The organism is Bradyrhizobium sp. USDA 4341, from assembly GCF_054063755.1.
Map to the genome: position 1 here is coordinate 9,285,222 of NZ_JBSSGO010000002.1, position 12,613 is coordinate 9,297,834.

Genomic DNA, 12,613 nt, shown 5'->3' on the forward strand with positions numbered 1-12,613 from the left:
GTGCAACGTTGAGCCGCTTGGGATCAGCCATGAACTGGCAGCCGTACGGTCAATGGCCGGGTCTGCCGCAGTCTGGTGGTCTGCGCTGATGGGCTTTCTGCAACGGAAACCTGGCGTCTGCTGACATGCAAAAGAACAGGTGCCTGTCCTCATCTATCCCTTAGCTTGAATACCTTTTCATAGGCCGCCAAAAGCTTCGTCGATGCATGATGCCAGGCGAGCTCGCCATTGATTCTCTTCTGACCGAATGCGCCCATAGCTTCGCGCCTCGCCGGATCTTCCAAAAGCTCCAGTATTTTATCGCCGAACTCGGCGGTGTCAGCATTCTGCACGTACAACGATGCATCTCCCGCCGAAAAGCGGCCTTCTGTGAGGTCAAATTGGACAATGGGCTTACCCAACGTCATGTACTCCATGATCTTGTGCATCGTCGACATGTCGTTCATCGAACTGGGGCGGTCCGGATTTACACAGACGTCCGCCGTCGACAGAATGGTGAATAGAGTGTCGTCATCGACACGGCCGGTGAATGTGACCACGTCATCCAGTTCGAGCGCCATCGCAAGCTTCTTGAGGTCCTCCAATTCCCGTCCGCCTCCGACGATCACGAACTGGATATCATCGCGGTTCCGTGTGCTGCGGATGTGCTTGATTGAATCCAGCAACAGGTCGAGCCCCTCCTGTCTCGCGATAAGACCGACATATCCGACAAGATACTGTCGTCCCTTCTTCCAGGCGGGGTCCGGTGGAAGCGAGCGAACGCGGGACACATTCGGAGCGGAGCGCACAACGAACACACGATCCGGGCGCATTCGGCCCCGGTCAATCGCAATAGCGCGATACGACTGGTTGGTCGCAATCGATACGTCCGACAACGCGAATGTGACGCGTTCGAGCAGAACCATGACGCGCCAAAGAAGGCCACGACGTCCGAATTTCGCCTCGTAGAGCTCCGGATTGACGTCATGCTGATCAAAGACAAAAGATTTCCCGAACAGAAATTTATGAAACGCACCGACCAGGAAAATCAGATCGGGCGGATTACACGCGTGGATTACGTCAAATCCGCGTGTCGCCAGAACTTTCACGCTCAACACGAATTCCCAGAACAGCGCCACGCTGTACTCTATTGCATAACCCAGCACCCCGCGACCTTCCGCAGGCATCCAATGGCGATAGACTGCTACTCCCTCGAGCATCTCGAATGAGGCCGTTGCGCCTGGTCCCTTGGGACAGATCACAGACACCTCGTAGCCATGCCGCGCCAACGTCGTCGCTTCCGACCACACCCGACCGTCGAACGGAACTGGAAGATTCTCGACGATAATCAGGACCCGGCCACGAACCGAGCCGACGCCCGCTTGCTCGGATTTGCGCACAACGGTGTCGTCATGAGAGAGTGTTGACATCAATTACCCGTTTTGCGTTCAGCGCCATTTGCTTCGCCCACCCTCGGGTATCGATGACAAGGTCGAATAGCTCGGACTCGGCGGCGGACTTTGCGATCAGCAACTTGCGGAGGGCGGGCAAATTGGCGAACGCATAGCCAAGGTTCTGCCCCAGCAGTTTCGACGGCTCGACGTGTGGATCGTAGATCGACAGGCCGATGTGCAAACGGAGGAATTTGCGAGCCAGGTCGATATTGGGACTTTCGCGAAGATCGTCGCTGTTCTCCTTGAAGGCAAGCCCCAGCATAAGTACGCGTCCGCCGGGCGGGACTGCCTTCAGACAATTCTCAAACAGGAAATTCTTGTGCTCGTCGTTCGATCTGAGCACCGAATCCACGAGCCAGGTATGCGCCCCGACATCGCTTGCGATGTATTGGAGCGCGCGAACGTCCTTGGGCAGGCAGGAACCGCCGAATGCGCCGCCCGGCCTCAAATAGTAGGGTGAAATGTTGAGCTTGGTGTCGGAAACGAAAATCTTGTGCACGGTAGTCGCGCTAATGCCGAGCTTGTCGCAAACGCGACCGACTTCATTGGCAAAGGCAATCTTTACTGCGTGGAACGAGTTGTCGACGAATTTGGTCATCTCCGCCGTACGATAGGTGGTGTAGAAGACGGGGACCGCGATGCTCGCGTTCAACTCGTCAAGGACCGGGCACCGTTCCCCGTCCTTTGTTCCGACCACGATCTTCGGCGGATTGAAGAAGTCTTCGATCGCTACCGACTCGCGCAAGAACTCGGGATTATAGACGACCTCGACGAGCTCCATCCTGCCGTTCAATGCGCTTTCGAAAATCGGGAGAACCAGATCCTCGATAGTGCCGGGCCGCATCGTGGAACGAAACACGACAGTTAGCGGTGTCGTGCGAGTGGGGCCGATGAGGTCTGCGATCTGATGGGAAACTTCAGCGACGAAGCTCATGTTGTGAGATCCGTCCGGCGCGCTGGGTGTTCCCACGCACACGATTGCCAACGTGCAGCCGTCGAGATGCCCGCTCGCGTCCTTCGTCGCGCTCAGCAGGCGCTTTCGGACGGCGGATTCGACAAGTTGATCGAGGCCGGGTTCCGTGATTGGAGATTTTCCCGCATTGACGATCGCGACTTTTTCATCGCTGATGTCGACGCCGATGACTTCGTGCCCTTGCCTTGCGAGGCAAGCCGCTGCCGTCATGCCTACGTAACCGAGTCCGAACACCGCTATTTTCATCTGGATCCATCACGCGCATCAGGTTGCGCCGGCAACGCTGGCGGCTGTTTAGGGGTTGTCTGCAAGGTCGACGGCTTCATTCAGAGACAGTCTTCGGGCAGGTATTCTGAGAGCGCGCTACGCGTCCGCAACGCCTTCCAAAGTGCAGCCCGATTGTATTCGTTCAGGCTTGCGGAGCCTGAACTTTTTCGGGCTACCTATTCCGGTTTCGGCAGGCGAAGGCGGACTTAAACGGCGCTAGAAGCAAGAGATCGAGTGCTCGAGACGGTGTCCACTTCAGCCGCCTTTGGAAACGCGTGGTAGCCGCCGCCGAGAGGCTGACAAGTTGGAGGGGCGAGCGGCAGGGGGGCGCCCACGCTCGAAGCTTCTTGATAGAGGCAATGTGTCTGGGCCGAAGCGGCTTGATCGCGTCGCTTTGTTTCGTCTCCGGCTACGCGCGAGAACGAAGCAGGTGACCGTAATTGTCACGAAGTTCCGATAGATATCGCCGGATGGCCACCCCGAACCGGTATCGGATCGATTCCGAGACGGGCGAACCATGCAACTGTTCGCGATAGATGCACCGTATATCCGCCGCGCCGCCCGGCGGGACATCGACCATCACTCGAACATGTCCGTCCGTGTATTCGTACGCGACCATGTCTTGGTTGACTTCAATACCCTTTAAGGAAGCGGCCTGTGGCTCGCGCTTCATGACGCAAATTCGTCGTGTCTTGGGCCCGCCGTTCTCGAAGAGAAGCCGCTCGGCAAGCATCCTTACCAGGATTGTTTCGCCGTCGGATCGAATGCCGTAGCTGCGGCGAACGGCGTCCTCGAGAGGTCGCCAGCAGAGTTTCCACTGCAAGGATGCGAGAAGCCGGAGAAATGTCGCCAGTTCGCTACCCCGGCCGCGGAGAAGGTCGTGATGTCCGGCAATGAAGCACGGCTTGCCCAGGAGTCCGTCAAACGCGAAGTTTTCGATGCCGTGGTCAATGTATCGCCGGGTAAAGATCGGGAAGCTCCCATACCGGACAATGGCGACACTCCAGAGATCAGCGAGTGTCGTTTCGTTCAAGGCATCATTGGCTGGTGCGACCTCGGTGTTGACGGCCGCGATGAAGCCATTTCGCTTGAGCGCCGAGGCGGCCTCGGGCGAGAATGCCCCTTGCGGGAAAACCATCACGTTTTCGTGGTCAAGCGCGGTGTTCTGGCGAAGGGCCTGCATCCGCGTTCTGGCGGTTTTCAGCTTTCTGTCGAGCAGCTCGGGCGAGCGGGCTGCGAACTCACCTCCTGTGTGATCGCAGCCGTGTACGCAGACGGACAATTTCCCGCTGCTTTCTCGAAAGGCGGCAACAGTGTCGCGGTTTGTTCGTCTCCAGTTCCATGGAATGAAGGCAATGGTCGTTGCGAATGCCAGCTTGTCAGCAAGCTGCAGTAGGTCATCAAAATCGAGGAGACCGTACCGCGGCCACAAAGGTGGATCGTCAATGATCAGGCAAGCGCTTGTTTCAACGCTCGTCAAGCAAACGTCGCGGAACGCCCACTTCAGATACATCACGATCGGCACCGCGCCGGCGAAACACTTCTTCACATCGAAGTAGCTTGCTGCGCGGTCGCGAATGTCCACTATCGTCAGTGACGAGTCAGCAAAAAAGCGGACGCCGGAATAGGTGAACTCGGCGAACAGATGCCCCTCGCGCACTCCGACGATGCTCTGGAGGTTGCTATTGCGGACGGCGAGTGTGGTATCGGCGCCCCGCTCCAGTTGGATTTGCAGTCCCGACATCGGGCCGCACATTTCGGGAAAAGAATCGGTGACTGATACGGTCGTCGGGCACTGACCAGAGCCGCGGATTTCCGCCTCGGGATCTCCGGTGATCTGGCGCAACAGAGACCTGCAGGGATCCGCGGCTTGAAATCCATAGACGAAAACTGAATTGGCTGCCGCCAACCACGTCGGAAGCGCCTCAGTCTTGTTGCACTGTAGGACTTCGCCGAGACAGGCCGCGGAGGTCAGGACGGAGAATTGCTGATGACCTGCTGTTAGCGCAGCTACGTTGTCCCCGCGCGCTTCGTCGACTGTCAGCGCAGTCCAGGGAATTTCGAACAGATCAAGAATCTCGGTCAGGTTGCGATCATTGGTCGATGGAGCGCTACCGCGGAGCAGGAGTGCGATCGAAGTGCCTTTGGCCATGGCGTTGGCGTTTCATCCGTGGGTTGTGCCTCATCTGTTGGTAAGGCCACCAGGCCTCCTGCAGATTGTTCGTGACCTCGCGCTTGGCGCCTCTTTTGCGGAATCCTATCCGAAAGATGGCGATGTTTCCACTATGGGACGGCTGCGCAATGGTGGTCCCCGCCTAACTAATCTGCGGTATGCGGTACGGCGGGCTTATCGAGATCAGATCAGGCCTTTCGCAGTCAGGGATTTGTGAATCCCGCGGCCGGCGTGAACCTAGATTGGCGGCACTAACATTCTGCGAGAGCGCTGCGTCGGGCACCATGCGACGCGTCGGGTTGCCGCAAGCGAATTGCCGACGTGAGGCATTCGCGGGGGCGTGATGCGGAGACGGCCGCGTGCTGTTGTCCGTCCGAGCGTGCCGACCAGTATTGCAAGTAAAAAACGTGATTGATTCCAACATGGTGCCCAGCTCTTGGACGCACCAGGTCCGGCTATTGCACTGCGTGCGAAGCTCCTGGTTTGCCCACGGAAGGGCGGGGGTACCCCCGATGGGCGTGGGTCATAATCCGTGTTCTACAGCGGCGCGCGTGCCCAACCGGCTATCCTAATTCGACGCACGCTAAGGCCTTCAATTAGGGAGCCAACATGGCGAGATAACCGTGCTCGTGAGGATACTGATATTTCACCATTGCATTCCTCTGGCGTGATTGTGGCAAACATGTCGAAACAATTATATTCCAAATTCGTTCCTGGCTTGATTGATACTGAGAACAAGACCGGCGGCGCGGAAATTGAGACCGCAAAGGCCGGTCCATCGCTCGCCGTCATCGGTTGCGGCTATTGGGGCGCAAAACACATCCGTGTTGGCCACGATATCGGCGCAAGGGTGTCGATGGCCGCCGACATGCGGTCTGACAGACTGGAATACGTGAAATCACAGTATCCCAATGTCGCTGTTTCGCGTGATTTCGATGCGATCCTGAACAGCTCGTCCGTCGACGGGGTGATTATCGCCACCCCCGCCGTGACGCACTTTGAGCTGGCGCGGGCAGCGCTCCAGGCCGGAAAGCACGCGCTCGTCGAGAAGCCGTTGGCCATGACGAGCGCGCATTGCCGCGAACTGATTGCGATAGCCGAAGAACGGAAGCGCGTGCTGATGGTCGGGCACACGTTCGAGTACCATCCGGCGGTGGGTGTCATGCGCCAGATGATTCGAAGCGGCTCTCTCGGCGAGCTCTACTACATCGATTCGCGGCGTCTGAATCTTGGCCTCTACCGGCCCGATGCCAATGTCCTGTGGGATTTGGCGCCGCATGACCTCTCGATCATCTTCTTCCTGCTCGAGGAGGTCGCGCACAACATCGGCGCTTGGGGTTGCGCGCACGTTCTGCCGGATGTCGAGGACGTCGTTTACGCCAAGTTGGGCTTCAAGAGCGGGCCGACCGCCCATGTGCATGTTTCATGGTTGGACCCCGTCAAGGTGCGCCAGATCACGGTCGTCGGTAGCGATGCCATGCTGGTGTTCGACGACGTGGAGCCGTCCGAGAAGGTTCGCGTTTACCAGAAGCGCTTCAGGCCACGGATCAACGGCGATTCATACGCCGACTTCCAGTCGGCCTATCATCATGGCGATGTTCATATCCCCGCGATATCCGGCAGCGAGCCGCTGAAGCTCGAGTTGCTCGACTTCGTCAACGCAATCAAGACCGGAACGCAGCCCGTTGCGAACGGAGCGCATGGCCTGCGCGTCGTCGAAGCGCTCGAAGCTGCATCGGACTGTCTGCGGCTCAACCAGGAGCACCGTGGCAACGGAACACGTCAACCGGCGTTTCTGCGGCGGAACGCGTCGGCCGGGGCTGCCGAAATTGTCGTTAGATGAAGCCTTGCGATGGAAGGCGAGCCCGCGGGAATTGGTTAAGCGGGTGCTTGACATCGTTGTGAGCGTCACCGCGATCCTCTTGCTGGCCCCGTTCCTTGTAGCTGTGTGGGTCGCGATCCGCCTCGACAGTCCCGGGCCGGCGATCTTTTGCCAGCGCCGGGTCGGACGAGACGAGAAGCCATTCAATTGCTTCAAGTTCCGGACGCTTCGTCACAAGGCCGACGAAAACGTCCATCGCGACGCTATTCGCAGGGTTTGGGCGAAGGAGGTTCTCTCGAACGACCCTGATGCCCCATACAAGCTGACAGATGATCCTCGCGTGACGCGCGTGGGGCGGGTGCTGCGGAGAACCAGTGTCGACGAGCTGCCGCAACTGCTCAACGTATTGCGAGGCGAAATGAGCATCGTCGGCCCGCGGCCCGCGATACCTTATGAACTCGAGTACTTTCGCGACTGGCATCATCAACGTCATATCGTGAAGCCCGGCATCACCGGACTTTGTCAGGTTCGCGGCCGTGGTCGCCTGGGCCCGGACGCGATGCTCGAGATGGACGTCGAATATGCAATGAACTGGACCTTGTGGACCGACCTGAAGCTGATTGCCCTAACGGTTCCCGCGGTGCTGCGGGGCCACGGTGCTCGATGAGGTTCTCGGGCAATGGATCTGGAATCTGGTGAGGTTTGAAAAAATGAAAATTCCGTTCGTAGATCTCAAGGCACAATATGCGACCCTAAAGGATGAGGTGGCCGAGGCCATTCGAGGCGTTCTCGAATCCACGCAGTTCATCGGCGGCGAGGCAGTTGCTTCGTTCGAACGAGATTTTGCTGCCTATTGCCAGGTGCCCTATGCGCGCGGTGTGGCGAGCGGCACGGACGCGATTCATCTGGCGCTGCGGGCGTTGGGTGTTGGCCATGGTGACGAGGTGATTACAACCGCCCATACGTTCATCGCCACGGCCGCGGCGATCGTAGCGGCCGGAGCGCAGCCGGTATTCGTCGATATCGATCCCGATACCCACACGATCGATCCGAGGATGATCGAGCGGGCGCTGACAAGCCGCACGAAGGCGATCGTTGCGGTCCACCTCTTTGGTCAGCCGGCTGACATGGGCCCAATCAAGGACATCGCACGACGGCGCGGCCTCTTCGTGATTGAAGACGCGGCCCAAGCGCATGGAGCGGAGTATCAGGGGATCCGAACCGGGGCGCTCGGCGATGTAGCCTGCTTTTCGTTTTATCCGGGGAAGAACCTCGGTGCATATGGCGATGGAGGAGCGGTCACCACCAACAGTGCAGCGATCGCCGAGCGGATCGAACGGTTGCGCGACCACGGTCGAACCACCCATTACAACCACGCAGAGGTCGGGTTTAACAGCAGGCTCGATGCTCTCCAGGCCGCAGTTCTGCAGGTCAAACTCCGACGCCTGGACGAGTGGAACGAACATCGGCGGCGTGCCGCGGAGTGGTACACCGCGGAGTTGAGACATCCGGGCATCAAGACACCTTTCGTCCGAACGGGATCTACGCACGTCTACCACTTGTACGTGATCACCACGGACGAACGGGACGCAATGCGCAAGCGGCTCGACGAGGTTGGCGTCGCGAGCGGAATCCACTATCCGGTGCCGCTGCATCTGCAGCCGGCGTTCGCCTATCTCGGCTACAAGCAGGGCGATTTGCCGTGCTGCGAAGCGATGGCTGCTCGATCATTGTCTCTGCCGATGTTCCCGGAGCTCACGCGCGACCAGGTGCGCCGTATCGCTGCGACTGTGATTGCCGTTGCGGAGCGCGAAAGTCACCAGGAACTGCAGCGGAGGCCCGTCGCGATGCACGCCGACGGCGGGAAGGTGTGACGATGAATCGGATCAGTACACGGGCGGTGGTCGAGACCGAGGCGATCGGTGCGGACGTGACGATCGCCGAGTTCGCCGTGGTGCGGTCAGGTGTCACGATCGGCAACAGGGTGGTCATTCACCCGCATGTCGTGATCGAGAGCGGCGCGAGAATAGGGGACAACGTCGAGATATTCCCGGGAGCCTATATCGGGAAAGTGCCCAAGGGTGCCGGCGCGTTGTCGCGGGCGCCGCATTTTGAGGCGTGGATCGATATCGGCGCCGATTGTTCAATTGGACCGCATGCGGTCATTTTCTACGACGTCTCGCTCGGCGCGGGGACCTTGATCGGTGATGGCGCCTCGATCCGTGAGCAATCGCGGATCGGCTCGAAGACGGTTGTCGGACGTTACGTCACGGTCAATTACAATACGCGTATTGGCGATCGCGTTCGTGTGCAGGATCATACCTGGCTGGCCGGCAATATGACGATCGAAGACGACGTGTTCATATCGGGCTGCGTCGGCACTTCGAACGACAACGCGATCGGCCGGAACGGCTACGATGGCTCGCCGATGCTCGGGCCCACTATCGCGCGCGGCGCGGCGATCGGCGTGGGAGCCAACCTCCTGCCGGGTGTCAGAATCGGTATTGGCGCTATCGTCGGCGCCGGCGCGGTGGTGACGAAGGACGTGCCTGACAACACGCTCGTGACGGGCGTCCCCGCGGAAATTCGACGAAAGCTCAACGGGGCCGGCGGCTCTGCCGAAGCCTCAAGGGAGTAATCGTGAGGATCCTCTGTGTCACCAATATGTATCCGAGCCCGGAGCGACCAGGGTCCGGAGCCTTCGTGTACCAGCAGGTAGAGCAGCTGCGTCGGTTCGGCCATACGGTCGACGTGATCAATATTGTCGGGTCCCAGTCGAAGCTGAACTATCTGAAGGGCAGCTTTGATGTCATGCGAATGACTGGCGTGACGACATACGACATCGTCCATGCGCACTACGGATATTCGGCCTATCCCGCCATGTTTCGGTTGCGGGCGCCGCTCGTCATCACGCTGCACGGAACCGATGTACTCGGGAATATCCTTGAAAGGCTGTCGACGCGGCTTGTCTCGCATTTCGCCGATGCCGTTATCGTCGTGTCAGAGGAGATGCGGAAGTGGATTCCCGGAACCGTGATTCCCTGTGGGGTCAACCTCGACGTATTCAGGCCGTACGACCGCTACGAAGCGCGAGCGCGGCTGCAATGGCCCAACGACAAATTCGTCGTTCTGTTTCCGTTTGATCCGACACGCCCTGAGAAGCGATATGATCTGGCCAGAGCGTCAGTCGACCGACTGGTGCAGGAGGGCGTCGACGCGCAGTTGATGACGGTCACCAATGTGCCGAACGAGGATATGCCCTGGTATTACAGCGCGGCAAACGCCCTGCTTCTCAGCTCGGATTATGAGGGGTCACCGACCTCCATCAAGGAAGCTCTCGCGTGCAATCTTCCGGTGGTGTCGACCAATGTCGGCGACGTCCGTGAACAGCTAAATGGCATCGCGGGGACGTGGATATGTCCGCCGGACGCCGGCACGATTGCGCGCAGCCTTCGAGAGGCCTTTGATTGGTCGCTGAACGGCGAGTTTCAGGGGCGGGCGGCAGTGGCGAGATACGACCAGGCGCTCACCGTGGAAAGAATCGTCGGAGTATATGCCGACGTCCTGTCGAACTTCAGGGCAAGTACGGTAGGCAGGCGTTTGCTACGGAGCGGACGATAGCAATGCGCTTCGTGGAGAAGACGTCGTCGCCGGGATCATCGCTTCGGCCGGCGGAGGCGTGCGGTCATGGTTCTTACGGTGAGCTAGAGTGAAGCAGTTCCTCACGAACAGCGTAATCGAAATTGCCCGTTGGTCTGGCCTGATGCCGGCCATCCGCAAGATCCTTGCTGGCCGGGCGGCTATCCTGATGTACCATGAGATCCAGCAGGATGGCCCCTCGGAATTGATGACCGGGACTTCAGTCGCCCTCTTTGAATATTCGCTCAATTGGCTGCGGCAAGAAGGCTGGGAGATTGTGAGTCTGGCGACATCTCTCGAGCGATTGGCGTCGGATTCCGGGAGGGGCGGCCGCTATGCGGCGCTTACCTTTGACGACGGCTACCGGGACAATGTCGCGACCGCGCTTCCAATCCTCGAGCGATACAACGCTCCCTTCACGATCTATGTTCCCACTGGCGCTCCAAAACGGACATTGCAGGCGTGGTGGCTGGGGTTGCGTGAAATGTTTCGCTCTGGAGACACGGTAACGGTCGATGCGATGGACAGGCGATTTCATTGCCCCCGGCTGCGCGAAAAGATGGCCGGCTTGAACGAGGTAACTGAGTGGATTCATCAAGATTATCGCCGGATCGCAATGCTTGATCCAACGTTCAGAAAGGCAGGTTTGTCTTTATCGGCCTTGAATGAGGCATACTTCCTGGATGAGCGGGAGGTTCAAGACCTGGCGCGGCATCCTCTCGCGTCAATCGGCGGGCACACCGATTCCCATGCTGCCTTATCGTGCCTAGATACTGAGTCCGCACGGGCCGAAATGGCAGATAACCGCCGCTATCTGGAGCAGTTGCTGCAGCGTCCCGTTCAGCACTTTGCTTACCCTTACGGTGACTCCAAAGCATGCGGCCCCAGGGAAGCGGGCCTTGCAGAGGAGATCGGCTTTTCAACCGCAGTGACAACCCGGCATGGGCAACTGTCTGATCTCAAACCGGATCATTTTGCGCTTCCTCGTATCGGCGTTGGGGGGCAATTCGATACGACAGCCAGATTCGAGGCGCGCATCAGCGGCATTCAATCGGCCGCTCACATGCTGTTGGGGTCCCAACGTTGAATGTAACGCCGAACCACTCACTGCGAGGTGGACTGAATCAGGTCACTCGCGAGGGCGTTGAGATGCGCATATTGCACGTTATCGAACGTCTTGGCCCGGGAGGAAAGGAACGACAAATCGTCGAATTGCTGAAAGGGCTTGCCGCTCACAGTGACATAAGGTCATTCGTCGCTGTTATGGACAAGGACGAGGTTCGCCTCGAGATTGACCGCGAACACGCGCAAGTCATTCAGCTCAATCGCAAAGGCAGAAAGGATTTGCGCCTTTTCAAGATCCTGTACGAACTGGTCACCGACTTGAAGATAGATATCATCCACTCGTGGGGCTCGATGTGCTCGATCTATGCAGCGCCGGTTGCGAAAGTGTGCGGTACGGCTTTCGTAAATGGGTTCGTGCGGGATGCGCCCGCGCATATGACGCTGTGGACTGAGGGGTACTTGAGAGGCAAGCTGACGATCCCGTTTTCGGACGTTGTCGTTGCCAACTCGCGTGCGGGCCTGGCTGCCTACGGTATTCCCGAGCGCAAAGGTCTCTGCATCTACAACGGGTTCAGTCCTGAAAGGGTCTCCAACCTGAAGGATAAGACCGAGCTTCGCAGCAATCTGGGGATTGTGACGCCCCACATTATCGGGATGATCGCTAACTTTACGCCGAGAAAGGACTATGAAACCTTCGTCGAGATGGCATGCCGCATCTGCCGTCTAAGGGACGACGTCACTTTTCTGGCTATCGGTAGCGGTGGAACGCTGGAGCAGGTGCGCGACAGCATCCCGACTGAACATTCGCACCGCATGAAGCTTCTGGGGCGGCGGAACGACATAGAGAGCATTGCCAATCTCTTCACTGTCGGCGTTCTCACCACCAATAGCCATTTGCACGGGGAGGGGATTTCCAACGCAATAACCGAGTGCATGGCCTTGGGTAAGCCGGTTGTGGCGACAGACGATGGAGGCACTTCTGAATTGGTTCTGGACGGCCAGACCGGATTTCTTGTGCCGAGCCATGATGCCGGTGCCTTGACCGATCGCGTGCTCAAGCTCCTCGACAATGCTGAACTCGCCGATCGTTTTGGTGCCGCAGGACGTCGGCGCGTTGAAACAGCATTCTCACTGGATGCGATGTGCGATGCATATCTTCGCCTTTATCGGAAAGTGGCGCGCAAGGGGTCGCGCGCGACATGGCAAGGCGCGACCACGAGCGATATGGTCGATTGATCGTT

Annotated in this window: 10 protein-coding genes; 7 read left to right on the plus strand and 3 right to left on the minus strand. The window is 58.7% G+C overall.

The features are described 5' to 3' along the window. Positions 1-149: 149 nt before the first annotated feature. The 3 genes from ACVIGB_RS49015 to ACVIGB_RS49025 form a co-directional block, all read right to left on the minus strand. Positions 150-1,409 (minus strand): glycosyltransferase family 4 protein, encoded by a 1,260-nt coding sequence (locus ACVIGB_RS49015; RefSeq protein WP_456723840.1) that lies wholly within the window; start codon positions 1,407-1,409, stop codon positions 150-152. After that, entirely contained in the window at positions 1,390-2,652 is a 1,263-nt protein-coding gene (locus ACVIGB_RS49020; protein ID WP_456723839.1) for a nucleotide sugar dehydrogenase, read from the minus strand. Before ACVIGB_RS49020 ends, ACVIGB_RS49015 begins: the two co-directional genes overlap by 20 nt. A gap of 430 nt (positions 2,653-3,082) precedes the next feature. Further along, positions 3,083-4,825: a hypothetical protein gene (locus tag ACVIGB_RS49025; RefSeq protein WP_456723838.1), complete on the minus strand. Its 1,743-nt coding sequence runs from the start codon at positions 4,823-4,825 to the stop codon at positions 3,083-3,085. A gap of 688 nt (positions 4,826-5,513) precedes the next feature. On the opposite strand from ACVIGB_RS49025, the gene ACVIGB_RS49030 reads away from it, so the two are divergent. The 7 genes from ACVIGB_RS49030 to ACVIGB_RS49060 all read left to right on the plus strand — a co-directional run bounded on the left by ACVIGB_RS49030 (position 5,514) and on the right by ACVIGB_RS49060 (position 12,608). Further along, complete coding sequence (locus ACVIGB_RS49030) at positions 5,514-6,689, plus strand: Gfo/Idh/MocA family protein (protein WP_456723837.1); 1,176 nt, start codon at positions 5,514-5,516, stop codon at positions 6,687-6,689. A gap of 43 nt (positions 6,690-6,732) precedes the next feature. Continuing rightward, entirely contained in the window at positions 6,733-7,335 is a 603-nt protein-coding gene (locus ACVIGB_RS49035; RefSeq protein ID WP_244549904.1) for a sugar transferase, read from the plus strand. Then, positions 7,325-8,542, plus strand: a complete 1,218-nt coding sequence (locus ACVIGB_RS49040) for a DegT/DnrJ/EryC1/StrS family aminotransferase (RefSeq protein WP_092125488.1) — start codon at positions 7,325-7,327, stop codon at positions 8,540-8,542. Before ACVIGB_RS49035 ends, ACVIGB_RS49040 begins: the two co-directional genes overlap by 11 nt. Positions 8,543-8,544: 2 nt before the next feature. After that, entirely contained in the window at positions 8,545-9,306 is a 762-nt protein-coding gene (locus tag ACVIGB_RS49045; RefSeq protein WP_456723835.1) for a hypothetical protein, read from the plus strand. 2 nt (positions 9,307-9,308) lie between these two features. Further along, a complete protein-coding gene (locus ACVIGB_RS49050; protein WP_456723834.1) occupies positions 9,309-10,289 on the plus strand; it encodes a glycosyltransferase in 981 nt (326 codons plus the stop codon). An 88-nt stretch (positions 10,290-10,377) separates the two neighbouring features. Further along, entirely contained in the window at positions 10,378-11,394 is a 1,017-nt protein-coding gene (locus ACVIGB_RS49055) for a polysaccharide deacetylase family protein (RefSeq protein ID WP_456723833.1), read from the plus strand. 62 nt (positions 11,395-11,456) lie between these two features. After that, positions 11,457-12,608 carry a glycosyltransferase gene (locus tag ACVIGB_RS49060; protein WP_456723832.1) on the plus strand — a complete coding sequence of 384 codons (1,152 nt, stop codon included), beginning with the start codon at positions 11,457-11,459 and terminating at the stop codon, positions 12,606-12,608. Positions 12,609-12,613: the final 5 nt, after the last annotated feature.